At 40.1% G+C, this 24,967-nt stretch carries 20 protein-coding genes; 9 read left to right on the forward strand and 11 right to left on the reverse strand.

Annotated elements, in window-relative coordinates; all coding sequences use genetic code 11:
* Nucleotides 1–102 precede the first annotated feature (102 nt).
* Both xseA and xseB read left to right on the forward strand, forming a co-directional pair.
* Nucleotides 103–1,383: an exodeoxyribonuclease VII large subunit gene (gene xseA / locus FTU13_RS11700; protein WP_180127096.1), complete on the forward strand. Its 1,281-nt coding sequence runs from the start codon at nt 103–105 to the stop codon at nt 1,381–1,383.
* On the forward strand, nt 1,373–1,567 hold the full coding sequence (gene xseB, locus FTU13_RS11705; RefSeq protein WP_180004957.1) for an exodeoxyribonuclease VII small subunit: 195 nt from the start codon (nt 1,373–1,375) through the stop codon (nt 1,565–1,567). Before xseA ends, xseB begins: the two co-directional genes overlap by 11 nt.
* Before the next feature lie 70 nt (nt 1,568–1,637).
* Here xseB and FTU13_RS11710 read toward each other — a convergent pair whose 3' ends face one another.
* Nucleotides 1,638–6,158, reverse strand: a complete 4,521-nt coding sequence (locus FTU13_RS11710) for a translocation/assembly module TamB domain-containing protein (protein ID WP_180127098.1) — start codon at nt 6,156–6,158, stop codon at nt 1,638–1,640.
* A gap of 21 nt (nt 6,159–6,179) precedes the next feature.
* Nucleotides 6,180–8,921 carry an autotransporter assembly complex family protein gene (locus tag FTU13_RS11715; RefSeq protein WP_180127100.1) on the reverse strand — a complete coding sequence of 914 codons (2,742 nt, stop codon included), beginning with the start codon at nt 8,919–8,921 and terminating at the stop codon, nt 6,180–6,182.
* Nucleotides 8,922–9,098: 177 nt separating this feature from the next.
* On the opposite strand from FTU13_RS11715, the gene FTU13_RS11720 reads away from it, so the two are divergent.
* Together FTU13_RS11720 and coq7 are read left to right on the forward strand one after the other, a co-directional pair.
* Entirely contained in the window at nt 9,099–10,418 is a 1,320-nt protein-coding gene (locus FTU13_RS11720) for an MFS transporter (RefSeq protein WP_180127102.1), read from the forward strand.
* Nucleotides 10,419–10,421: 3 nt separating this feature from the next.
* A complete protein-coding gene (gene coq7, locus FTU13_RS11725; RefSeq protein WP_078188555.1) occupies nt 10,422–11,057 on the forward strand; it encodes a 2-polyprenyl-3-methyl-6-methoxy-1,4-benzoquinone monooxygenase in 636 nt (211 codons plus the stop codon).
* Nucleotides 11,058–11,126: 69 nt separating this feature from the next.
* Here coq7 and FTU13_RS11730 read toward each other — a convergent pair whose 3' ends face one another.
* From FTU13_RS11730 to FTU13_RS11755, 6 genes are all read right to left on the reverse strand, one after another.
* A complete protein-coding gene (locus FTU13_RS11730; RefSeq protein ID WP_180127104.1) occupies nt 11,127–11,816 on the reverse strand; it encodes a hypothetical protein in 690 nt (229 codons plus the stop codon).
* 77 nt (nt 11,817–11,893) lie between these two features.
* Nucleotides 11,894–12,391, reverse strand: coding sequence for a DedA family protein (locus FTU13_RS11735; protein WP_180127294.1), 498 nt, complete (start codon nt 12,389–12,391; stop codon nt 11,894–11,896).
* A 243-nt stretch (nt 12,392–12,634) separates the two neighbouring features.
* On the reverse strand, nt 12,635–13,084 hold the full coding sequence (locus FTU13_RS11740) for a 2-amino-4-hydroxy-6-hydroxymethyldihydropteridine diphosphokinase (RefSeq protein ID WP_111884984.1): 450 nt from the start codon (nt 13,082–13,084) through the stop codon (nt 12,635–12,637).
* A complete protein-coding gene (gene folB, locus FTU13_RS11745; protein ID WP_168377722.1) occupies nt 13,041–13,421 on the reverse strand; it encodes a dihydroneopterin aldolase in 381 nt (126 codons plus the stop codon). Before folB ends, FTU13_RS11740 begins: the two co-directional genes overlap by 44 nt.
* Nucleotides 13,422–13,504: 83 nt before the next feature.
* Complete coding sequence (locus FTU13_RS11750) at nt 13,505–14,803, reverse strand: AarF/ABC1/UbiB kinase family protein (RefSeq protein WP_078193949.1); 1,299 nt, start codon at nt 14,801–14,803, stop codon at nt 13,505–13,507.
* 58 nt (nt 14,804–14,861) lie between these two features.
* Nucleotides 14,862–15,590 (reverse strand): HesA/MoeB/ThiF family protein, encoded by a 729-nt coding sequence (locus FTU13_RS11755; RefSeq protein WP_180127295.1) that lies wholly within the window; start codon nt 15,588–15,590, stop codon nt 14,862–14,864.
* A 662-nt stretch (nt 15,591–16,252) separates the two neighbouring features.
* On the opposite strand from FTU13_RS11755, the gene FTU13_RS11760 reads away from it, so the two are divergent.
* The gene (locus tag FTU13_RS11760) at nt 16,253–16,768 is read left to right on the forward strand and encodes a pyridoxamine 5'-phosphate oxidase family protein (protein ID WP_180111882.1); all 516 of its coding nucleotides are present in this window, start codon (nt 16,253–16,255) and stop codon (nt 16,766–16,768) included.
* A gap of 162 nt (nt 16,769–16,930) precedes the next feature.
* On the opposite strand, the gene FTU13_RS11765 is transcribed toward FTU13_RS11760, so the two are convergent.
* From FTU13_RS11765 to FTU13_RS11775, 3 genes are all read right to left on the reverse strand, one after another.
* Nucleotides 16,931–18,574, reverse strand: coding sequence for an AMP-binding protein (locus tag FTU13_RS11765; protein ID WP_180127106.1), 1,644 nt, complete (start codon nt 18,572–18,574; stop codon nt 16,931–16,933).
* A gap of 310 nt (nt 18,575–18,884) precedes the next feature.
* Nucleotides 18,885–20,021, reverse strand: coding sequence for an acyl-CoA dehydrogenase family protein (locus FTU13_RS11770; protein WP_180127108.1), 1,137 nt, complete (start codon nt 20,019–20,021; stop codon nt 18,885–18,887).
* A 318-nt stretch (nt 20,022–20,339) separates the two neighbouring features.
* Nucleotides 20,340–21,110: a 3-hydroxyacyl-CoA dehydrogenase gene (locus FTU13_RS11775; RefSeq protein ID WP_180127110.1), complete on the reverse strand. Its 771-nt coding sequence runs from the start codon at nt 21,108–21,110 to the stop codon at nt 20,340–20,342.
* Between the two features lie 141 nt (nt 21,111–21,251).
* Here FTU13_RS11775 and FTU13_RS11780 point away from each other — a divergent pair, with 141 nt between their 5' ends.
* From FTU13_RS11780 to FTU13_RS11795, 4 genes are all read left to right on the forward strand, one after another.
* Nucleotides 21,252–22,286 carry an AraC family transcriptional regulator gene (locus FTU13_RS11780; protein ID WP_180127112.1) on the forward strand — a complete coding sequence of 345 codons (1,035 nt, stop codon included), beginning with the start codon at nt 21,252–21,254 and terminating at the stop codon, nt 22,284–22,286.
* A 200-nt stretch (nt 22,287–22,486) separates the two neighbouring features.
* The gene (locus tag FTU13_RS11785) at nt 22,487–22,840 is read left to right on the forward strand and encodes a hypothetical protein (protein ID WP_111884287.1); all 354 of its coding nucleotides are present in this window, start codon (nt 22,487–22,489) and stop codon (nt 22,838–22,840) included.
* 314 nt (nt 22,841–23,154) lie between these two features.
* The gene (locus FTU13_RS11790; protein ID WP_180127114.1) at nt 23,155–24,123 is read left to right on the forward strand and encodes an aliphatic sulfonate ABC transporter substrate-binding protein; all 969 of its coding nucleotides are present in this window, start codon (nt 23,155–23,157) and stop codon (nt 24,121–24,123) included.
* A 1-nt stretch (nt 24,124) separates the two neighbouring features.
* Nucleotides 24,125–24,955 (forward strand): ABC transporter permease, encoded by an 831-nt coding sequence (locus FTU13_RS11795; protein WP_180127116.1) that lies wholly within the window; start codon nt 24,125–24,127, stop codon nt 24,953–24,955.
* The last annotated feature ends 12 nt before the right edge of the window (nt 24,956–24,967 follow it).

Below are 24,967 nucleotides of genomic sequence, written 5' to 3' on the forward strand. Positions count from 1 at the left end.
TGTTAATGTCTGCTGTGTTAACCGAAATGATCATTTGCAATTGCTGAATATTTATTTAGTATTTAAATGAATATTCATTTGTATATTCTCCTATTTTAAATTATGTCTGATGTTCAATTAACGCTGAGCGAATACCTATCTGCGGTCAAAGAAGTCATTCAATTGGCTTTTGATGATGCCGTGTGGGTCAAAGCCGAGATTCGAAATTTAAACATCAAAGGTGGACATTACTATCTCGAATTAGCTGAAAAAGAACAAGAAAGTGATAGAGTCATTGCCAGTTGTAAGGCCACAATTTGGAAATTTACTGCAAATAAAGTTGTCGGAAAATTTGAACGTGAAAGCGGCATTGAGCTCAGTCGTGACTTAAATGTCTTGGTTAAAGTGCGTGCCAAATTTGACCCGCAGTACGGCTTTTCAGTCAATATCGAAGAAATTGATTCGAGTTTTACTTTGGGTGATCTGGCTCGACGCTATCAACAAATTTTAGAAAAACTCACCAGCGAAGGTCTGATTCATAAAAATCGAAACTTGCCTGCGCCATTTGATATTCAGCATGTCTTGGTTATTGCGCCTGAAAATGCGGCTGGCTTAGGTGACTTTAAAAAAGATGCCGATGCGCTACAACATGCTGGCGTGTGTGAATTTGTCTATCATGCTGCCACCTTTCAAGGAAATACCGCAGCACAAAGTATCCGAGATGCTTTAGCACTGGGTTTAAGACAATGGGCCAATGACTTTCAAACTGCGCCAGATTTGATCGTGATTATTCGTGGTGGCGGTGCCGTTAATGATCTTGCCTATCTGAATGATTATGATTTGGCTGCACTTCTATCTAAGCGTAGCGTACCGATTTGGGTCGGTATCGGCCATGAAAAAGACCGTACGATCTTAGATGAAATTGCACATCGTTCTTTCGACACCCCGAGTAAAGTGATTGGGGGTATTCGTAATCATATTGTTGAGCGAACTCAGGAAGTTTTAGAGGCATTACAAAGCATTCAACTGCGCTCTCAACATCAAATTGCCCTTTATCAAAATCAAAATGATCAGTTGCTACAGGCCATTAAGACCTTGGCACAGAGTCAAATCAATGACTCAACTCGGCTATTACAACAATACCAAGATAACACTGCTTATTTTGCTCAGTTACAACTTAAATCAGCTGCACAGAATATTGAAATACTCATGCGTGAGACTTTGCTGCAAAACCCTGCACATGTGCTCTCCAAAGGTTATGCCATCGTCCGACAGCAAGGTCACGCCATTCGTGCAACGAAAAATCTTCAGCCTTCAACGCATTCACCGATTGAAATTGAAATGCAAGACGGTGTCATCACGGCTGACATTCAACATATACAGGTAAAAAATCATGACGACTGATACACTAAGTTTTAAAGAAGGCTATGAAGTTTTAAAACGTAATGCTGAATTACTCGAATCTCAGCAAGAACCCGACATTGATAATCTTATGAAAATCGTTGAAGAGTCGATGCAAGCCTATAAAGCCTGTAAGTCTCGTGTTGAAGCGGTACAACAGGCACTGAATGATACGTTTAAAGATTGATTTCTCAGCTCATCATTTGTATAAAAAACGCAGCCTAAGCTGCGTTTTTTATACTCAAATTTTGCTTCACTTAGAAGCGCCAGTTATAGAATAAGTCAATTGCACGCTCTAAAGACTGACTCGCTTCCAAGTACAAACGTTGATTCATTTGATAACGCAAGGTCAGTTTATTCACTGGTGTAAATACCCCGACACCATAACGAATGAATAAGTCAGGTGTGATATAACCCGTCACAGAAACCTGAGTATCATCTCCTGTTCCTTGAGCATCTAATGCCAAACCACTCAGACCAAATGTACGACCAATTTGATTGGTCAATGCACGTGTACCACCCAAGCCCATACTAATACCGGCTGCAGCAATCGTGTTGTTCACATCAGAACGGAAACCTTCCGCCTGACTTAAACCTGAACTTCCTTCATTGATACGACCTGTAATTAAGGCATTTAAGGCTTCTTGTTCAGATAGACCTGCATCGTTATACACCTGAATTGCAGGGCTTGATGCTGTACCTGTCACACGAACACCAACAGTACTGCCTTGCACGGCTTTATTGGCATCAATATCTAAAGTAGGGTTCGCCAATGGTCCATTAAAACGGGCAATCGCACGGTTCAAGTCCAGACTTTGACCATAAGCTTCGATTTTCACACGCTGAGAAACACCGATTGCACCATTGGCACGCATTGCTGTTTCTAAACCACGTTGTGTCAAATTCAAACGACCAATCAACGGAATTCGGCTATCAAAACCTTGGAAAATCACTTGATTACCAATATTTACCTGTACGTCAGCGCGAATATCCCAAGGACGTGCTGATTTTAAGATTTCAAGTTGATTATCACCTTCATGTACCACACGTACATCTGAAGATACCCCAACCACTGTTGCAGACGATTCTGGCATCGAAATCAATGCGCGCGGCACATCAATTTTACCTTTTAAGGTTAATTTCTTACTGAAAGGCAGCACATCTAAAGATAAATCAGGCGTTACAACAGCGGTGATCAATGGTGCTTGACGGACCAACATTTCCTTACCCGTTAAATTCAACTGGATACGTGGATCATTTTTCCAGTCAATATTTCCGGTTAATTTGCCCACACCACGACCACTATTAAATGCACCATCAATCGTCGCGTGGTTTTGACGTACAGCAGAATACAACTGAATATTGGTCAAGTTCACAGGTAATGAAATCATGCTAATCGAGCCATTTTTCACTCGAATCTCACCATCCATTAAAGGCTGAGACAATGTTCCACTAATTTTTGCCGCATAAGACAACGTGCCGCCCATTGAACGGACATCTTGTATAAATGGTTTTAAGATTTTCAATTGAACTTGGTTAAAGGCCACTTCACCGCGAATCGGTTTATTGGCTTTATATGGATCAATAATAATATTGGCATAACCTGTACCAATATCAGGAGCTTTGGTATCGAGTCGAATTTGTAGCCCTTCAGCGACACTTTTCGCAATCAAACCTACTTCATCATATTTTAAAGTGGATGCTAAATACTGTGGGTCTTCCGCTGCTAAACCGAGTAAACCGTCACGAGTCACTAATCGTGCATCAATTTTAGGTTTTGCACCTTTCGCCCAAGACGCTTTCGCATAACCATTCACTTTACCCGTAATCGCCAGGCCTTCAGGCATAAATGCTGCAAAATCATTTAAGTCTAGGTTCTTTGTCACAAAAGATACATTGCCGCGGTTTTTATTCACACGAATCGGCTGATCAAAACATAATTCACTTTGCTGACTCATCCAACAATGTGCGCCAACAAATAAGTCAGACTGTGCAGTGTTGTAAATAATCGATGCATTTTGACGCTGCACAAGACGTGTACGCAAGGAGTCAAAATCGCCTTTTTGAATCTGACCAAGCCAATTATTTTGTGCGTTAAAACCACCAGCTAACTGCACATAAAATTTTGTTAATTTATTTTCAGCACTGACTTTTAATAAATGCGCATTACGTGTACCGGCCAGTGAAATTTGACCTTTCACAATCTCACGGTTGTTACTGCGTAAATTATCCATCGTTGCCGTTAATAAACTTGGTGAAGTCGCAGAAGTTGGCAACTCGCCTTGTACCCGTATTTTTTTTACACCGAATAAATTATTAAAAGCGAAGTCATCTATTGCGATATTGGCAGACGCTTGCAGTCTTGGCTGTGCTTGAACATTTAAGTAGCCATAAGCACGTCCACGTAGGCCTGCATAAATTTCATATAACGCTGGTGCATTAATTTTCAATTGTAAATTTTGTGCATTACCAGTGGCTTGAATTTGGTTATTGGCATAAGCCAACAGCAAATTATTCGCTTCAAACTGTTTTGGCATAAAGCCGGATTGATTTGAATTAATCACCATCGCCAAGTTACCTTGACCACGGACAGGTTTGTTATTGATCATACCTGCCAAATTCAGACGTTCAATTTGAATACGTTTTAGCGCATCTGACCACACACCACTGGTTTTTAAATTTCCAGATAATTCACCCCGTACATTTGAGGCAAAGTAATGCGGCTTAAAATGCACCAGTGATGCATTGATATCCCAACCAATGGCTTTTTGTAGTAAAACTTGTCCATTGGCAGAAATTTTACCTGCCACGCCATCATGACGCAGCTCGGCTATTTTAATTAATTCAGGTGTACCCGATACTTTGAAAATCAAACTGCCTTTACTTGCGGCAACTTGGCTTGCATTGAGGCCACCATCATAATTCACAGCAAAAGCTTTAAAGCCTCCACCTTGTTTCTCATCATGGAAAGTCAGCGCAGCAGTAGATTTACCTGTTAAATGAACCGTTTCATTTTGCTGTGCTAGTCGGCCTAACAAATCAATATTATTCAGCTGAATAATCTGTTGATTTGGTTTTGCATAACCATTGGCTTTTAATGACCCTGTAATTTGGTCGACAGGCGCAGCAGCCACGATGGTTTGCGGATTGAACTGCTGTGCTTGTACATTGGCTTGCCATTTCAGCATGCGTTTTTCATCAGGCAATTCTACAACTGCGTTACCTTTGAGCTGACCTTTGTCGGCCACATAACTAAAGGCAGGGACATTGAGATTGTTATTTTTCAGATTCAGTTTGGCTTGATATTGTCCAGCAGGCAGAGCACCTTTTTCATGTCGTGACACGGTGGTCGCCACATTAATGTTTTGCTGACCTTCTGTAAGCGCCAATTGCACATTGCCCGAATCACTACTCAACCATCCAACATATGGCACTGAACGGTCTATATTTTTCCAAGACACATCCATCAGCATCGGCTGAGCTTTATTATTTTTAGCAGGCGCTTGATCGAGTTTTAAATTCCAAGTTTCATATTGATCAAAATCCACCAACGCCGTCAGGTGCATGCCTTTTTCAAGGGTGCCTTTAGACGCAATCTTACTGTTTAAATTTACAGGTAGAAAATCTTGAACCACCTGCGGGATCAGCTTATGTTTTGGATTAATTTTATCTAAACGACCGCTTACATCCCAAGTGACCTGATCTTTCCAACTCACCACGCCGCCCAAATTGACAGCGCCGCCCATTACTTGTCCATTTAGGTTAGTAATATCAAGTTGGTTGACCAAGTCCGTACTCATGAGCGCAGTATATTTACCTTCAGGGATATTGGCACCGCTCAGGTCCGTGTCTAAATCTAAATTAAGACGCTGAATATCCCCTTTGAATTTTGCCAGACCATTTTTAGCAAAAAGCTTTTGCTCAGTCAGTAAAGGTAAATGATAGTTTTTAAATTTGAGTGCACCAAACATTGGAACATGTGGACGCATTGGATGAACCACAGCCCAACCAGTTAAAAGATCTGGGGTATGAGTTGCCACACCAGCTTGAATCGTATCAAGAGATCCTTTAGCCACCACTTGAATATCATGAATGTTCAAGCTTTCACGTAGTGAAGGTAAATTGACAATACCCACAGCATTTAGCGGATACTTGCCTTCAAATTTCATATTCCCAGACGCTTGGCGCACAGATAAATAGCCCATATCCATACGGGTATCTTCAAATTTTAATTCCGTCCCTGACCAAAGCGCTTCATTCAATTCAATGTCATAAAAATCCACACCTGAACTATGGGTTTTAATCAGCATATGATCTAGATCTGCATGATCGACACGAAGGACGAAAGGCAGACGGATTTCACTAAATGCAAAAGGTTTATCGCTAGGTGGGGTCTTGGTAATAATTTGCAGATTTTTAACATCTGCTTTATTTAAATGAATTTCTTTATTAATAATGGCGCGCCAACCGAGTGTAATATCGGCACGGTCAATTTTTACATCGACAGGTTTTAGCGTAACGAGGACATTTCGTAAAATAATGCCCCGCCACAGGTTACCACCTTCATATTCATAGTGAATGATTTGCTGACGTTCCAGAACACGGTCAAGTAAAAACTTACTGCCTTTGTCTGTAGAGAACATGACTGCTAATGCAGCCACCAAAAAGATAAGCACGAACACGAAGGTCAAAATGACACTTCGAAGAATACGACGCTTCTTTGGCAGTTGCTCTACCGGCGTTTCGTTTTCTGGTTCTTGCTGTTCTTGTTCAGTCATAAAAAACACATCACCTAAAAATTATAATTGTGAACCAATAAAGAAATGTAAACGAATTGGTTTGCTGTCGTCAGAAAGTCCAGTAGCGACATCTAAACGAATTGGGCCAATTGGAGAAGCCCAACGTATCCCCACACCGGCGCTATATGCAGTCGGTGTATTGAAGTCTTTATCGTACGCATTACCAAAGTCACTAAAGACCGCAGCACGCCAGCCTTCTTTAAATTGGTAGTTATATTCTAATGAACCCGTTGCCAAGACTTGACCACCAATTTTATAGCCATTTTCTTCGGCAGCTAAACTCTTATAGTCAAAGCCGCGAATGGTTTGGTCACCACCGGTAAAGTAGCGTAAGTTATAAGGAACTTTATCAAAGTTCTCTGTCAGAATATAACCTAAATCACTGCGCCCCACGAACTGGTGATTATCATTTTCACCCAATGAATAAATAAAGCGCCAGCCCGCATTCAAGATCGCCATGTCAGCATCTGAAAGTAAGCTTTCACTTCCGACTTCAACTTTATAGGTTTGCTTGATCCCTTTACTCGGATTCACACGTTTATCAGAGTCGGTTCGAGAAATTTCATAGCCAAACATCAAAGACTGCTGTTCATTGTTGGTATTTACCAAGAACGCATCTGGAATGTCATCACTAGGACTTAGGCCGTCATCGGTAATACGGTCCAAACGGTAACGTAAACCAAAGGTATGCTGCCAACTACCACGTGGGTTTTTAATAATCCGGTCAACCCCAGCTACAGCAGATTCAATCGAAAGATTAACGCCTTGACCGACATCGTCACGTTCTTCACGCTCATAACCACCGACCAAGCTGACATAGTCATTTAATGGATGGTTATATGGAATGTTATAGCGACCATCAATCGATTGACGGATTTTGGATACTTCCATGTTGGCGTCAAAAGAATGACCACGTTTGTTTACAATGGCACGACGATACTGGCCACGAACACGTGTACCGGTGTCGGTACCAAAACCAGCACCAATTTCTGCACTATTCAACTTATCTGCATTTAGTGTCACGATCACAGGGACTTTTTTATCTTCACGTGCTTGCGCTTTTAAACGTTCTTGTTCTGCTTGTTTAGCATCTTGCGTAACTTGCAAACTGCGTAATTTAGAGGATTGCTCTGCATCATTCACCCCCGCAAATTGGTCTTCATCAACCACTTTTTGCGTGACTTCCTTATTCGACATCACTTCCGTTTTGTCTTTCACCACTTGTGAACTTTCAGACAACTGATTTTGATCGACCAAGGTCTGAATATCTGGTGGCAGTTCAAGCGGCTTTTCAATTGGGTCTGGACGAATCGCATCAACCAAGGTGTAGTTAAAATAGCGAGAGTTAGTTAGGTTATTGGCTAAACCATTTACACGCCAGAAAGTATAATCAGCACCGTCTTTCCACGTCACCAAACTTTCTAAAATATCTCGATCCAATGGAAACTCTGCATTAGGATCACTCATTCGAAATTCGACTTCGCCAAGCTTATAACGCTCACCCGTTTCAAATCGCAAATTGATATCGGCTGTATTTTGTGGTTGAGCCACTCTTACATCGTGCAAACGCCAGTACGAGTCGAAATAACCGTTATTAGTTGCTGCATCATTAATTCGGCCTTTCGTCGTTTCGTATTCACCATGATTAAGAATGTCACCTTCTTCCTGATCTGGTAAAACACCAATCACCTGAAACTGAGCTTGATTTGCTCCAGCCCCAGAAAATTCAATATTTTGCTTTTCAATTTGCACAGGCGTATTTGGTGTAACCAATACACGAACTTTACTGTCAGATACCTTTTCAAATTTGAATTCAGACTGATAGAAGCCCACAGCTTGCGCAGCTTGATTGGACAAGCTGCGTAATTGAGGCAAAGCCGATGGAAAATCGCTAAAAGACTCTTGAGTAAAACTTGAAAGCTTGCCTTTAATATTGGCTTTGAGATCCTCCAGTGCCGCACCATAGGCCTTACTCGACGTTTGACTGGTATTATGTGCTGAGGTAATTTCAACATCTGCACTAATTCGTGGCACTTTTGCCGTATTCATCTGACGTGGCGGACGCACTTTATATAATAAGCGCTTAAAAATACCCGGCTCTGCGTCATCTTCCACGGTTGGATTATTCAGCTCTTGCAGCGTACTGGCATTTTCATTTTGTGTTGCGATAATTTCATTGTCAGAGCGAATTTCACCCATGAGCTGATCAATATTGACTGGCGCTTGGTTAATTTCCGTTAACTCTTTTTGGGTAATGTCCGCAACAGCAACTTCTGTTTGCTGTGTCGCACGGTACTCCTGCGCCTGACGTTTGGCTTCTTCAGCAACTTGGAAGATTTCATTCGCCATGTTTTGATCAACAGGTGTCACGGGTAAGTTTTCTAAATCTTCAAACTCAATGGGTTTAAATTCTTGTAGTTGTGTTCCTGCTTGCTGCTGTTCTTGCAGCATTTTCATGCTATCAACAGATTCTTCCGGCTCATTTATATTTTCAATTTTTTCAATTGCTTCAGGCGTCGACAGCCCTTGCTTTACAGCCTCATCCTTGATTTCAGCAACAATCTCTGCTTTTGTATCTGCAGAGGTTGGAACAGTTTCCGCGGGAGTTTGGGCGAAACTATGCTGAGCACACAAGGTCAAAAAGATGCTCATATATAGACTTTTATTGCTATGATGCTGTCGTATGCAGTGAGCCATACTGTGATGAAGCATTGTTTTTTTAAACTTGATTTTTGCAGGCATAGCAAACTCTAACAAATTTCATTATGTAATGGACTTAGTCAATCAGATGTAGAGCTAAAGATCTTATATCTATTGGTTTTTCGCCATCCCCAAACTCAAAAACATATTACATGATTTTTTTAGAGATTTTACCAATCACTCACATTTCTTAATAAAACTTAATGTAGCAAGACGCTTATGAATAACAACGAACATCTGCTAGGTACACGCCGTTTCCTGCCTATGTTTTTGACCCAATTTTTTGGGGCGCTCAATGACAATGTCTATAAACAGGCTTTACTACTCGTTATCACTTATGGACTAATTCAACAGCAAGCATTTCAAGTAAGTACGCTTACAAATCTAGCTCAATTACTTTTTATTTTACCCTACTTTATATTTTCAGCGACAGCGGGACAGATCGCAGATCGGTTTGAACGTTCACAACTTATCCGTGGTATCAAAATTTTAGAAATTATCATCATGATGATTGGGAGTTTGGGCTTCATTACGGGACATATTTGGTTATTGTTATTGGCACTCTTTATGATGGGAATCCATTCCACCTTCTTTGGTCCAATCAAATATGCCATTTTGCCTGAAATTTTAAAGCCAAATGAACTCATGTCTGGAAATGCCTTATTCCAATCTGGTACATCCATGGCAATTTTGATCGGTATGATTTTAGGTGGAACTGTCATTGCATCTTCAAATGGCAATCTCACTTGGATCAGCCTGACAGTCTTAAGCATTGCTATTTTGGGTTATATCTCAAGTCGTTTTATCCTTAAGCAAAATGTGACTGCCCCAGATTTAAAGATCGACTGGAATTTTTTTCGAACAAGTTATCAAACCATCAAATACGCTAAAAGCTTGCCTTTAGTCTTCACAATTTTACTCGGTAATTCATGGTATTGGTTTTATGGTGCAACCTACCTCACCCAAATTCCACAAATGACTCAGCAATACCTGCATGCTTCAGAAAATGTCGTTAGCTTGCTATTGACCTTTTTCTCTGTCGGTGTGGGCGTAGGTTCATTGCTTTGTCGTAAATTGGGCGGCACTCAAGTCAATATTAAGATGGTTCCCATCGGTGCTGTCGGTTTAACGGTATTTGCACTGTATTTAGCATTTAGTTTAACGCTTGTCCCGACTCAAACTGGCCCACTTATTACCCTTTCAGAAGTTTTTCATCAAGGTTGGGGCTATTACCATGTCATGATTGCCGTGACTTTATTAGGTATTAGTGGTGGTTTTTATATCGTTCCGCTCTATGCGATGATGCAAGCTTATTCACCTCGCTCACATCGTGCACGAGTGGTTGCCGCTAATAACATCTTAAATGCGGTATTTATGGTATCTTCTGCTTTATTCTGTATTATTATTTTGAGCATATTACAGATTGATATTAAAATACTTTTCTGCACGACTGCTGTACTTAGCGCCATTTTCTGTATTTGGCTGTTAAAACGAATCAAACCTTTGCTTCAAACTACGCAAGTCTCTCTGGAGGATTAATCCATGCGTCAATTTACAGGTGTCGACAAACTTATTCACTCATTTGATCAGGCCTTACGTAGTTTAGTTCCCGGAGCAACGGCTGCACATCGTGAAAATCCGTCTGTTGCTGAAAAGACTCAACTTGCAGTCAGCGAAGCACGCCATGTGGCAGGTCTAATGCGGGTCAACCATAGTGGTGAAGTTTGTGCTCAAGCGCTTTATCATGGCCAAGCCCTCACCGCGAAACTGCCGAACGTACGCCGTGAAATGGAACAAGCTGCGATTGAAGAACAAGATCATTTGGCTTGGTGTGAAGACCGCTTAAAAGAATTAGACAGCCATACCAGTCTGCTCAACCCTGTTTGGTACGGCCTTTCTTTTGGGATGGGTGCATTGGCAGGTATTGCCGGTGATAAATACAGCTTAGGTTTTGTCGCTGAAACTGAGCGTCAAGTGAGCCTGCATTTAGAAGATCACATCCGCCAACTTCCTGAACAAGACGAACGTTCACGTAAAATCTTAGTGCAAATGAATGAAGATGAGCTGCATCACCGTGATACAGCACTCAATGCAGGTGGTGTAGACCTTCCTGTTCCAGTTCGTATTGCCATGACTGGTATTTCAAAGCTGATGACCAAAACCAGTTATTACATTTAATGATTTTCTAATGATTGTCGCTAAGTTTTATAAATAGTGAACAAAAAGCCTGCAATGATGCAGGCTTTTTCATAAGTAATGTTTTGACTCTAATACAATAATTCCTTCGCCATCAAAACAGTTTATAGGCTGCCATCGACTTGGTGTAAACCAATCAAAATTCAACCTATAACGTTGTGCAGTGGACGGATAACCAGCTCCACCTAACTCAAGCAGCCATCCTGCCGGACAAATTTCTTTTTGGTTATTCATCATAACGGTTTGATCATGTGCCAACTCAAGCAATAAATGCCGATGCAGCTCAAATGCAATAACATCAAATCCAGCTATTTGAATAGGCTGTGGAAAACGAGCCGATGTCAAACCTTGACGAATATCAGTCATCTGTTCAAGAGAATAGTTGGTTTCAAATGATCGGTTAATCCATGTCCCCTGAGGCAATATCACCTCACCATAAACTAAAGGTTGTTTAAGCTGAATAATAATTTGTGCCATATACTCTTGATAAGCACGATCTGATTGATGATTTGAAAAAGCAATCTCTGCATAACTCAAGAGAACAAAAATTGGAAAAATGAGTAAAGTCGATAGCCCCCATTTTACAGTTTTATCTAGTTTAGGATGATACTTGCTTAATTTCTGTTGTTTTTTCTGCCATGCATTCCAATACAACCAAGCAGGAATCACGAATATGACCAGCAACACCGAAAAACACATAATGATAAAGGCGATCGCACCCGCACCATAACCTAAACCCATATTGCTCTCACTAAATATCCCTTTAAATCTTTTAATTATGTCTTGACGACTTTATCTGATCAGCCACGTTCACTTTATCAATGTTGATGATGCTTACACCACCACTTCAAAACCGTATAGAGCACACGGAAGAATACGATACATAAAATAACGGCAATAACGATGTAAATATCTTGATGATAAGGCAGCATTTTCGCCCAAAATAGATGTAAATAATGACTGATTTGGAAGCCAATCGTAGCGACCAACATCGCCCAAATAAAACAGGCGACCAGATTAATCAGCACATATTTCCAAACAGGATAAGCACGCACACCTACAACAATAGGTAAAATGGTTCTAAAGCCCCAAGCAAAGCGCATAAATAAAATGGTCAAAATAGGATAACGTTCAATAAACTGGCTCGCACGATCGAATTTTTGTGCAAATTCTGCATTCGACTGGATAAGTTTTTGCCCATAGCGAGCGCCCATTTGATAATAAAACTGATCACCAATAAAACTGCCTAGCATCGCCACTGCAATCAACATTGGAAAATGAAGTATGTGTTGATGGACGGCATAGGCGCCAATCATCAGCACTGTTTCTCCCTCAAACTATGTGCCAATAAAAATCGCAATATAGCCATAGTGCTGAATCAGATCCGTCCAGTTCATATCAGTATTTTGAAGCTAAAAAGATAATGTAATCCTGCGACAGCCTATACGCTAGCTCATACCATGACAGGATTTGAATATTTTTGTTATTGTTTATCTAGCGTATTTAAGGTCAGTTTGAAATATCACTCATGTTCATTAAAAACATTTCGTTTCATTCGCTCAATCCACTAAAACTTTTTGGCAACTCACCATAGGAAATTGATGTGCTGGATGTTCAAACATTTCATTTTTCCAAATGTCGAACATTGGAATTTTAACATCGAGTGCTAATGGCAGTTTTTTCGGATTAAATTGCATGTGCGCTAAGCCTTCGCCCCACGCGATCAGATCCAGATCCAAAGCGATATTATGAGACGGACGAACACGACCTGAGTCTGCTTCCATTTTTTTCAGTAAGGTGCTGATTTCATCTACAGATAAACTGCTTTTCACCAAACAAGCTGCATTCCAATAATCCGCCCCAATGCCATCACGACAAGGAATCACATAAATTTTGGAAAATTCAGCATGACCCAAAGCCTGAATTTGACGTAAAGCCAGTTGAAAATGCGGTTTTGGATTGAAATTACTCGCCAGAGCTAGGGCGAAAATCGTTTCGGTGGCGTTCAAGACGAATTCCTACAGAATTGGCTTGCGCGATAATGGCAGGCTTCCGGATGCTAATCATAATAGATTCAATGCTGTCATAGGTAGCAAAAAGTGCATCAATCACCAGTTTTGCTGCATGTTCGATCAATTTAGGTTGAGCAGTTTGAATGACTTTGGCTGATATTTCGCAAATTTCAGCATAATTCAAGGTATCTTCAAGCTCATCTGACTGAGCCGCCTGCGCTAAACTGGTTTGAATATTGAGGTCGAGCATCAAAGGCTGAATAATCTGACGCTCCCAATTGAAACAGCCGATGACAGTTTCAACTTTTAAACCTTCAATGATAATTGCGTCCATTCTTACACTCAAAATAAAATCTTAAACATCGATAAAATCCTCCTGTTTAAGCAAGAGGATTTTATTTATATCTTGCGACTAAATTATTGCTTCAACAATAAATTAGGGTCCATAGTCTGCACCATTTGAATACGCTGGTCTGCATAAATATCAGTATATGGCGCAAGGATGCGCATAAAGCGATCGAAGTACAACATTTGTTTGAATAATAAAGCGAAGTCACGTGGGAAGCGAATACCATGACGCTCTCCGACTTGTACCATATCCATCATGATGTCATTCAAATCGGCAGGATTTGAGGTTAATAACTCTTGCGGATCGGCCAAAAGCACACCGCTAAATAAGCGCTCTAAGTCGGCAGCTAAGACTTGTGTATCAATTTTGACAGCCGTCATGCCCATTTTCAGCATATTTTCAGCCATCAAGTTGTAGTCAGTTTTTTGTAGGGCATCCATAAACGCAATACATGCTGTCCACACTTCAGGTTTCAACTGGCCCACGATACCAAAATCGATGAAGCCAACTCGACCATCTTCTAGCAGCATCAGGTTGCCTGCATGTAAGTCTGCATGGAAACTATTACATAACATCAAGCTGCCAAACCATGTATTCATCGCTGTCACCAAAACTTGCGATGGATCTTTAGCGACTTTTTTAACCACATCAAAATCAGTCAATGGTACGCCGTATAAACGCTCCATCGTTAAGACACGACGTGTTGAATATTGGTGATAAACTTTTGGTGCAGTCGCGGCTTTGTTTTGAGTCACATTCAGATAATTCACAAAGTCGTCAAGATTTTGAGCTTCTTCAATAAAGTCCACCTCACGTACCATGCGAACTTTAATTTCTTCAACAATATCTGCAAGTGAGGCAAATTTAACTTTAGGTACAGCTTTTTCAACCAATTTAGTAGCCCAATGTAAGACGTTTAAATCTGTATAGAGAATCGTCTCGACACCCGGTTTTTGCACCTTAATAACAACATTTTCACCACTGACCAATTTAGCAGCGTGTACCTGTGCTATCGATGCAGAAGCCAAAGGCTTTTCATCAATTGAAGCAAATATTTCATCTAAATTACGACCAGCAAATTCTGAAGCCAATACCTGCTGCACATAACTAAACGGCAATGAAGGTGTCTGATCTAAACAACCTTGGAACTCTTCGACATATTCACGTGGAAATAAAGAAGGTGTACTTGCAATAAATTGACCTAATTTAATATAGGTTGAACCCAGTGATTCAAAAGTTTCACGCATGAGTTTTGCGTTACTTGGTTTTTCTGTCGCGTATTTAAAACCGGCTTTAGCCGCGACCACTGCGGTCTCACCCATTCGGGCAACCGAGCGAATTCCATCTAACCAGATATTGTTTTTCATAATGTCTTAGAAAAAAATAATTAACATGAGTGTAGCAAAAAAATAAGGGCTTGCTGCTTTATCTTGCCTGACAGATTGGACAATCTGGATCTTTTTCAAAAGCGAGAATTTTTTGTTTCATTGACAGACCATCCCACAACAAAAGTTTTTGTTTCAATACTGTCTTTCCTAAACCCAAATAAAGTAAAGCATGATGAGCTTGCAAACTTGCCATAACATTTGGTGTGGTTGCAAGCACACCCGAGTCTGCACAGCGCAAACTTTCATTGGCTTGTTGTTCTTTTGGAAATAGACATTCATAACATGCCGCGTTTCCTTCGACCATAAACAGTTGCCCTTGGAAACCAATCGCTGAAGCACTAATCAGCGCCACATTATTTTCTACGCAGCTCACATTGACCAAATAACGCGTGCTGAAATTATCACAACCGTCGAGAACCAAATCTTGCTGTGAAATCAATGCCCTTGCGTTGCTTTCATCTAATTTTGTGGTATAGCTTTGCACTCGGATATGCGGATTAATCGCTTGTAAGCGTTTAGCCAAAATTTCCGATTTATAAAAACCTACGTCATTTTTGGTATACGCAATTTGTCGTTGCAAATTACTGATTTCAATGCGATCTGCATCGATCAAAGTGATTTGGCCAACGCCTGCACGTGCCAATAATTCGGCTGTAGTACAACCAATTCCACCACACCCCACGATGAGTACATTGGCAAGTTTTAGCTTCTCTTGCGCATCGATGTCCCAACCATCAAGCAATATTTGACGGCTGTATAGATGCATTTCATCATCACTTAATTCAAATTCAGATGTTGATTCATTCGATTTAAACGTAGACAAAGTATTTCCTTATTAAAATTCGTCAAGCATGAAAAATGGGCGAGTTTATATCGCAGGCAAAAGATTAAAACACCGATATCCATCAAATGTTGTTCGAGTACAAACCCGAAACAGTGTAAAAACACCCTGCTATTTGAGCAAGACAATATACAGCTTAAAGTTAAAATAAATGCTCTGTAGACATGGTATTTTTCTTAGTTAGCGTATCTTCAATTACACTATTTAAAATACAGTATCTCAGACACCTTAAGTATGTAGAAACATCATAGAGGTATAGCGTATACATGTTTTAAAAATAATAAATAAAAAATATAGTTATATTTTTAAACATATTTAGTTGCACTAGAGCTACTTACATTAGGTTCATTTTAATGATTCTTTTCTACCTTAGCCTCAAAAAATAAAACTTAATTCAAGACATTTTAAGCGTTTATGTATGCGAAGAGATTTAATCCGTAGGTATATGTATGAATTCAGTGAGAATTAAATTGCTGACACAATATGTTAGATAAACTTATGAGCTAACACACATTATTCAAATACTTTGTGCTCGGTCATATTTACCCCTTTACCCCAAAGTGATTACTTAAAAGTGGAGAATAAAAATGTCACAAGAATACGTTGAACAAGATCAGCGACAAAAATTATGGAAACTCATTAAAGACGTGCGTTTCACCATGATTAGCCATGTCACTGACAAGCAAGAAATTCATTCTCAACCTATGACTATGCTTAATTCTGATAAGATGAATGAGCATGAAAATATCTATTTTCTTATGAAAGAAAACAATGACCTTGTAGAGGCAGTCAATGCAGGTCGTAATCATCTTGGATTAGCATTCGCTAAACCTTCAGACGATATTTATGTATCAATTAGTGCTCATGGAGAAATCAGTACAGATGCGGCCCTAATCGATAAATTATGGAATCCTTGGGCTGAAAACTGGTTCGATGGCAAGACTGATCCTACTGTTCGCGTTTTGATAGCTAATGCTATTAGTGCAGAATTCTGGAATGTCAAAGACAATAAAGTCACCCATTTATTCAAAGTTTTGAAAGGCAATTTAACGGGTAAAACTCAAGAACTTGATACTGAACATAATACCCTGAACTTAAAATAAATGATTTTATTGATTCGAATTAATGCTTTAATTTTAGGTTAATTTGGATTGTCCCATAGGTAGTCAAATACATATATGATCTCGAATGAATGGTTTCACCAGCTCAAACATCAATTTAAAAAAGGCTGCATCATGCAGCCTTTTTTACGTATATAAATTGACTCAACTGACCTTTTGAATTAATTGCGCTTTAGCCACTTCTTGTTGCTTCAACAGATTACGTTGGATTTTTCCACTCGATGTTTTAGGCAACCCATCTACAAATTCAATTTCTTTTGGATAAGCATGCTTGGATAAACGAGATCTTACATAGGCTTGTAGCTTATCCATGAGTTCTGAACTTGCTTGATATTGTGGTTTCAATACCACAAAAGCTTTGACCAATTCAGTTCGCTCAGGATCAGGCTTACCAACAACTGCCGACTCTAAAACCTCTTCACACTCTAATAATGTGCTTTCCACATCGAAAGGCCCTACACGATAGCCTGACGTTGTAATGACATCGTCTGCACGACCTACAAAATCAATGCCGCCTTCTTCGTTTAAACGAACGGTATCACCGGTTAAATAGTAGTTCCCGACAAAGGCTTTACGATTATTGCCACCATAGCCTGTGAACCACATGAGTGGAGATTGCGACCAGTCTAATGCCAATGTTCCAATGCCACCACGTTCAATTTCTTGATAGTCTTTATTAAGCACCGCGAAACGATGGCCCGGTATAGCAAAACCGGCTGAACCCACTTTTTTGTAGTGTTCTAAAGCGTGATGATTTGCAATCACCATACCGAGTTCTGTTTGCCCATATTGGTCATAAATATTGACGTTTAAATCGTGATTAAACCATTGAATCACTTCGGGCGTTAGTGGCTCTCCTGCACTACTCACAACCCGTAAATGTGATTTTAGGGATTCATCAAATTTTTCTTTGAAGCCAAAGAACATACGAAAAGCCGTTGGTGAACCAGTCAAATTACTGACTTTATATTTTTTGATGACTTGAAGTGCATGATCAACACTAAAAGCCCGTTCATCCATAATAATGCTGTGTCCTAAACTTAATGGCCCTGCAATTCCATAGTACAAACCATAAGCCCAACCCGGATCTGCCAAATTCCAAAATGAATCTTCATCACGCAAATCAACCGCATGTGTCATATACCCTTTAAATGCCAATAACGCTTTGTGTGGCACAGGTACAGACTTGGCTAAACCGGTCGTTCCCGATGTAAACATCATTAAAAATTCATCGTCAAATGAACGGGGAACTGAGTTAAATGTGGCGTCATGCAATTGCAACTCTGACCAAAAGTCAGGATCTGTTTGAATTGCTTGATCGGCATGTACGTTTAAAATATGCGGTAAATCAATGTGATTAAGTTTTGATCGTTGCTCAGTGTTGGTTACAATCAGCTTTGTTCCCGCAGTTTGCACCCGATGCTCAATCGCTTTGGACTCAAATGCCGTAAACAAAGGCTGATAAATTGCCCCTATACGCCATGTTGCCAAAATAGTAATCAATAACTCTGCAGTACGGGGTAATAGACCTGCAATGCAATCACCTGCTTTTAGCCCAATGCGCTGATAATAATTCGCCAATTGTGCAGAAGCTAAATCTAATTGCTCAAAAGTCCATTGTTCAGATTCACCATTTTTACCTTCCCAGATCAGTGCAGTTCGATTTTGCCCAACATAGCGCCCACAACATTCATCATAAGCATTGATTGAACTTGGCGTACCGACCAATTGTTCTGCAACCATTTTTTCAAAATTAAAATCACGATATGCTTGTTCTAGTGTCTTCATGACGACAATTCCTATCCTGTTCTCTATGATTCAAAGTGCATGACTTTGAGGTTTATTGATCTTGTTGTTGTACCGCTGCGTACTAGTGACGATTCCTTTGCCACATCCGCTTTTACTGCTTTTCTATACACCGATTGCAATGTCGGTTTTTTAGTTTTGAAACTTATACTCTTCGACAATCTATTCGTAAATTACCTATTCTTAGACTGTCTATACCTAGATAACCATGTTTGGATGTGCCCTGCAATTTCCAGAACCATCAACGCCATTGCAGGGTTTGAACATCGACTAAAGTCTATTTTTTAACCTTTCACCCTTTGGTGACTTCACGTGCAATCACCAGCCGCTGAATGTCCGATGCACCTTCATAGATTTGACTGACACGCACATCACGATAAATTCGTTCTACTGGGAAATCAGATACATAACCATAGCCCCCATGGATCTGAATCGCATCTGAACACACCCGTTCAGCCATCGTCGATGCAAAAAGTTTCGCCATCGAGGCTTCTTTTAAACATGGAAAACCTGCATCTTTTAACGTCGCTGCATGGAAAATTAACTGGCGTGCTGCCTCAATTTGGGTGGCCATATCCGCGAGGCGAAATGCCACGGCTTGATGCTGTACAATCTCTACGCCGAATGCCTTGCGTTCATTGGCATATTCAACGGCTGCATCTAATGCCGCACGGGCCATACCCACAGACTGCGCTGCAATGCCAATTCGACCTGACTCTAGGTTTGATAAGGCAATTTTATAGCCTTCACCCTCTTGGCCTAAAAGACTATCCGCAGGAATACGACAATCATCTAAAACAATAGTTGCTGTATCGGAACAATGCTGACCCATTTTGTCTTCTAATCGCGATACGATATAACCCGGCGCATCCGTCGGTACTAAAAAGCACGAAATCCCTTTTTTACCTGCAGACTTATCTGTTACCGCAAAAACTAAGGCTACTTGGGCATGTTTTCCTGTGGTAATAAATTGCTTGGTGCCATTTAACACCCACTCATCACCATCACGCTCCGCTTTACATTCCAACGCACTCGCATCTGAACCCACTTGTGGTTCTGTTAGGCAAAAACAACCTAACCATTCGCCTGTGGCTAATTTTTTTAAGTATTTTTCTTTTTGTGCTTCTGTACCATAACTCTGCGTAATGCCACAAGGCAGTGAGTTTTGTACGCTAACAATTGTGGAAATCGCACCATCGCCAGCAGCAATTTCTTCTAAGGCAACAACCAAAGACACATAGTCTAAACCTGCACCACCCCATTCATCCGAAACCGTCATGCCTAAAGCACCCAGCTCACCAAGTTCCTTTAGCTCTTGTGCAGGAAATGCTGCCGTTTTGTCACGCTCAGCTGCCGTTGGTTTCAGTTTTTCTTGCGAATAGCTTCGCATCATGTCCTGAACCATTTTTTGTTCATCATTTAAAATCATGAGACTTCCTTTTCTAAATCTTTTATAGCGCGTATAGCTTTAAATTTTGGATAACTGCGGAATTAAAAATACTTTGGCTGTATAAAGCAAAGTTGGATACACGCCGACGTCATTTGCAACTGTCTGAGGCAGGACGCCATTAATCTCTAATGTTTCTGTAACCTGTAAATCAATAAATACTTGATGACGAGTTTTACAAATAACTATGGTTTTGGTTACTTTTGCCGAAACAAAAGTAACGAGATAAGCTACTGTCAACAAAGTTATTCTCGATCAGACTCCGTCGTAGAAGCCTGAATAAGCAGTTTTAATAAATAACTATTTAGGCTGCATACGAATCGCGCCATCAAGACGAATCACTTCGCCATTGAGATAGGCATTTTCAAAAATATGTGTCACTAATTTTGCAAACTCTTGTGGTTTTGCTAAACGTGGTGGGAAAGGCACCATTTGCCCCAAAGCATCTTGTACATTTTGTGCTAAGCCTTTGAGCATCGGCGTTTCCATAATACCTGGAGCAATGGTCATCACACGGATTGATTCACGTGCAAGCTCACGTGCAAGAGGTAATGTCATTGCAACCACTGCCCCTTTTGATGCTGCATAAGCCGACTGACCAATTTGACCATCGAAAGCCGCAACCGACGCCGTATTCACAATCACGCCACGCTCTTCTTCATCCGCTTTTAATTCATATTTAGCAATCAGTTGTGCCGCATAGCGCAGCATATTGAATGTACCTGAAACATTTATATTTAATACTTTTTGGAACATCGCCAAATCATGTAATCCGTCACGACCTAAAACTTTTGCAGAGGGTGCGATACCTGCGCAGTTCACTAAGCCATTAAGTTGACCAAATTCCGCTTCAACTTGTGTAAAGAAAGCGCCGACCGCTTGTTCATCGGTAACATCCAATTGAACAAATTTGGCATGATCACCCAGTTGACGTTGCATCGCTTCGCCATGCTCATGATTCATATCCACAATAATCACTTTTGCGCCCAGGCCAATCAGATGTGTTGCTGTCGCAGCGCCTAGTCCTGATGCACCACCTGTCACAACAAAAACTTTTCCTTTAATGTCCATAGCATTTCCCTATTTATGATGCTTTGTTTTAAATTCGACTTAAGATGCAGAGTAAACAGAGAATTTATTCAGTACAATTTCCAAATGTTGCATCTTTTCTGATGTATTTGGACAATTCTGAACAAGGACCTATCCGCACATATGCCGAAGCATGGACTCGAATACAGTAAAGGGACGATTTCTATCGACTTGGTGCATGAAGCATTACACGATGCGCAAAAAAAGCACTTTGATATTTCTTCTATTTTACAAAAGTCTGGTATACCCTCAGAGTTACTGCTATCAAGTAAGACCAGAGTTTCCGTTTCACAATATGCGGCTTTATGGACTCATCTTGCAGATGTGATGGATGATGAATTTTTTGGCATGGATCGGCATGCCATGCGACGTGGTAGTTTTAAGCTACTGTCGAAAATGGTCATGCATAACAGCACCTTGGGGGATGCACTTAAGCAAATCCTACAATTTTTAAATCTGGTTTTAGATGACTTGCATAGTGATTTAACCATTGAAGATCACTTTGCTTATATCGTGATCTATGACCAACAAGCGCCTAAACGCATGTTCAGCTATGCCACATATTTAATGCTTATCCATACGCTACTGTGCTGGCTAAGTGGTCAACGGATTTTATTAAACCAAATCCAATTTAAATGCGATGCACCACTTGATGATCACGACTATAAAGTCCGCTTCTGTGAAAATATTCATTACCAAGCCAGTCAAAACTATATACAGCTCGATGCCAGTTATTTAAGTCTACCAATCAAACAAGACACACGTTCGTGGTATCAATTCTTACAACAAACACCTGAAAACCTTTTGGTACGCTTTAAAAACCCGTATGCGCTCAGCAGCCAAATTCGTAAACAACTGTTAGACGTTCCTCCTGCCGAATGGTTAGAGTTTTATGAGTTGGCGGTCAAAATGAATATGTCGGAAGCCACAATGCATCGCCGTCTTAAAAGTGAAGGTGTGAGTTATCAACAACTCAAAAATGATATCCGACGAGATACCGCCATCGATTTTTTAACCCATACCGATAAAAGCTTACAAGATATCAGTGAAGAACTGAATTTTCATGATCCGAGTGCTTTTCATCGGGCTTTTAAAAAATGGACAGGCGTCAGTCCCGGTGCATATCGACAAAATAATGCGCCTGAATTCAAGGCCTAAAATTTGATATTCACTATTTATAAATTGAATATTCATCTAATGAATAGAAAATCAATAACTTAAAAACATTCAATAAATAGACTGACCATTCATCCTTGAGTGATTGCTACTTTAGTCTAATTAGGTTATTTTTCACTCAATTTAAAGCGATTTGCTTATTTATTTTCCAATTCTCCTGCATCTCCTTGAAAGGCTTTCCTATGCTTAAGATGATTGATGTTCTTGAACAACAACTTGTTCAAAACTTTTCAGATTCTCTTTTCACTCAGATTGACGCAATTGATGACCTGTTTCATGAACAGCTTAAAACTGTCGCAGATATCGATTTGCAAAATTTAATCTCACAATTTTTTAGCACTGAAAATGCAGTTGAAGTTGCTCATGCGCTGGATATTCAAGCGGATGACATTGAAGCAATTCAAGCGGGTGCAAATCTAAAAGATGAAAATTTAGTGAGTGCAACTGCAAAAATTATTGCTTACTGTCTTGCAGTAGAAACAGCAGCTTTAGAACAAGTTGAAGTTTTCGATAGCTTACAAGATTACCCAATGTAAGTATTGATCACATATAAAAAGCAGCGAGAGCTGCTTTTTTATTGGAAAAGTTATTTTAAGTCTGTAATTCACTATAATTTTTGAATATTCTTTACACTAAAATATCTAAGCATTTTTCATGCAAGTTTACACATTAATTTATATAACGAAATTTCACCACAATTAAATCCAATAAAGTATTTTAAATCAAATACCTATATTTGATTTATACGCTTATCTCGATTTCTATTATTCTTAGCATTTATTCTGTTTTGTTTCTGAAATATTTCCGTCGTATCTATGTGCTCATAATTCAACACTTGATTGTGAACGATATGACTTCCCTATTTAAAAGCTCAAAACTAATTTTTTCTACGCTGACATTCAGCCTATTCAGTAGCTCTATATTTGCTGCTATTCCTTCGACACTTAAACTGGATTATGCCTACTATGCACCGACCAGTTTAGTAGTGAAGGAACAAAAACTCTTAGAAAAAGCATTACCCAAAACACAAATTAAATGGGTCTTTAGCCAAGGTAGTAATCGCTCACTTGAATATCTCAATAGTGGCAGTGTGGATTTTGCCTCAACGGCAGGACTTGCAGCCGTTTTGAGTCGTGCCAATGGCAGTCCGATTAAAACTGTATACATCCAGTCACAGCCTGAATGGACGGCATTGCTTGTGGCAAAAAACTCTCCGATTAAAAGTCTGAAAGACCTCAAAGGCAAAAAAATTGCAGCGACCAAAGGAACCGATCCATTCATGTTTACTTTGCAGTCTTTGGAAACAGTCGGCCTCAATAAACGTGATGTGCAATTGGTACATTTACAACATCCTGATGGAAAAACAGCTTTAGAACGTGGTCAAGTCGATGCATGGGCGGGATTAGATCCACTCATGGCATCTGCACAAGTACAATCAGGCGCACGTTTGCTGTATAGAAATGTGGGTTTTAACAGCTATAGTGTTTTAAGTACCAAACAACAATTTAGCCAGCAAAGTCCTGAAGCCGTTGAAGCTGTGATTAAAGCCTATGAACAAGCACGACAATGGGCCAAAGCCAATCCAGATAAATTAGCCGAATTATTAGCACGTGAGTCTAAGCTTCCATTGGCTGTTGCCAAGCTCCAGTTAAGTCGTACCAACTTTGAGCAAAATATCCCAACAGCTAAACACATTGCGGCCTTAAAGAAATCTGGCACGATTTTGACTGAGGAAGATTTAGTTCGTAAAGGAACCAATGTCAATCAAGTCATTGACCAACTTTTTGATGCACGTTATGCGAAAAAGGTTGTGAAATAACATGTCATTATCAGTGACTCAACCCAAAGTCGATACAGCGGTTTCGACCGCTTCCGATTCATCAAACCATATAAAACCCAAGTTGATCTTGATTTTAAAAGGTCTTGCTCTACCTGTGGTTTTATTGCTGCTATGTGAAATCTTGGTCAAAAATGGTGTTATCGAACCGTATCTACTCCCTGCTCCGAGTAGTCTTTGGCAGTCATTTATAGAGTTATCTGAAGGTGAACTTTGGCAGCATATCTGGACCAGTACTTGGCGGGTATTTTTAGGCTTTTTTATTGGTAGCGGACTTGCTCTGATTTTTGCACTCTTGGTCGGTTTGAACAAACAAGCCGAAGCATTTTTGGAACCTACATTTTCAGCAATTAAATCTATCCCCAGTTTGGCGTGGATTCCCTTACTGCTCTTATGGTTAGGTATTGATGAATCTTCAAAAATCACCCTCATTGCCATAGGTGCTTTTTTCCCGACCTATACCAATACCGTTGCAGCGATTCAAGGTGTAGACCGAAAACTCATTGAAGTTGCACAAGTTTATCGTTTGAAATATTTCAGGCAGATTCGTGAGATTATTTTACCTGCAGCATCACCGGGTATACTTACAGGCTTACGCAATAGTTTAAGTTTGGCGTGGATGTTTATGATTGCAGCAGAGTTGATTGCAGCCACGCAAGGTATTGGCTATTTGCTCAGTGATGGTCGTGAAACCTCACGTCCAGATATCGTAATTATTGCCATTATTCTATTGGCGCTCTTAGGGAAAATCACCGATAGCCTGATGAAATATCTAGAACAATACCTATTGCGTTGGCGTGATGTGGTGAAGTAACGTATTTTTCCA

Origin of the sequence: Acinetobacter sp. YH12064, assembly GCF_013419735.1 — a bacterium.
GTDB lineage: Bacteria > Pseudomonadota > Gammaproteobacteria > Pseudomonadales > Moraxellaceae > Acinetobacter > Acinetobacter amyesii.

Excerpts from the sequence above, each read along its gene's own strand:
- xseA (WP_180127096.1), top strand. The coding sequence starts at position 103 with ATGTCTGATGTTCAATTAACGCTGAGCGAATACCTATCTGCGGTCAAA.
- xseB (WP_180004957.1), top strand. The coding sequence starts at position 1,373 with ATGACGACTGATACACTAAGTTTTAAAGAAGGCTATGAAGTTTTAAAA.
- FTU13_RS11710 (WP_180127098.1), bottom strand. The coding sequence starts at position 6,158 with ATGACTGAACAAGAACAGCAAGAACCAGAAAACGAAACGCCGGTAGAG.
- FTU13_RS11715 (WP_180127100.1), bottom strand. The coding sequence starts at position 8,921 with ATGCCTGCAAAAATCAAGTTTAAAAAAACAATGCTTCATCACAGTATG.
- FTU13_RS11720 (WP_180127102.1), top strand. The coding sequence starts at position 9,099 with ATGAATAACAACGAACATCTGCTAGGTACACGCCGTTTCCTGCCTATG.
- coq7 (WP_078188555.1), top strand. The coding sequence starts at position 10,422 with ATGCGTCAATTTACAGGTGTCGACAAACTTATTCACTCATTTGATCAG.
- FTU13_RS11730 (WP_180127104.1), bottom strand. The coding sequence starts at position 11,816 with ATGGGTTTAGGTTATGGTGCGGGTGCGATCGCCTTTATCATTATGTGT.
- FTU13_RS11735 (WP_180127294.1), bottom strand. The coding sequence starts at position 12,391 with ATGATTGGCGCCTATGCCGTCCATCAACACATACTTCATTTTCCAATG.
- folB (WP_168377722.1), bottom strand. The coding sequence starts at position 13,421 with ATGGACGCAATTATCATTGAAGGTTTAAAAGTTGAAACTGTCATCGGC.
- FTU13_RS11750 (WP_078193949.1), bottom strand. The coding sequence starts at position 14,803 with ATGAAAAACAATATCTGGTTAGATGGAATTCGCTCGGTTGCCCGAATG.
- FTU13_RS11755 (WP_180127295.1), bottom strand. The coding sequence starts at position 15,590 with ATGCATCTATACAGCCGTCAAATATTGCTTGATGGTTGGGACATCGAT.
- FTU13_RS11760 (WP_180111882.1), top strand. The coding sequence starts at position 16,253 with ATGTCACAAGAATACGTTGAACAAGATCAGCGACAAAAATTATGGAAA.
- FTU13_RS11765 (WP_180127106.1), bottom strand. The coding sequence starts at position 18,574 with ATGAAGACACTAGAACAAGCATATCGTGATTTTAATTTTGAAAAAATG.
- FTU13_RS11770 (WP_180127108.1), bottom strand. The coding sequence starts at position 20,021 with ATGATTTTAAATGATGAACAAAAAATGGTTCAGGACATGATGCGAAGC.
- FTU13_RS11775 (WP_180127110.1), bottom strand. The coding sequence starts at position 21,110 with ATGGACATTAAAGGAAAAGTTTTTGTTGTGACAGGTGGTGCATCAGGA.
- FTU13_RS11780 (WP_180127112.1), top strand. The coding sequence starts at position 21,252 with ATGCCGAAGCATGGACTCGAATACAGTAAAGGGACGATTTCTATCGAC.
- FTU13_RS11785 (WP_111884287.1), top strand. The coding sequence starts at position 22,487 with ATGCTTAAGATGATTGATGTTCTTGAACAACAACTTGTTCAAAACTTT.
- FTU13_RS11790 (WP_180127114.1), top strand. The coding sequence starts at position 23,155 with ATGACTTCCCTATTTAAAAGCTCAAAACTAATTTTTTCTACGCTGACA.
- FTU13_RS11795 (WP_180127116.1), top strand. The coding sequence starts at position 24,125 with ATGTCATTATCAGTGACTCAACCCAAAGTCGATACAGCGGTTTCGACC.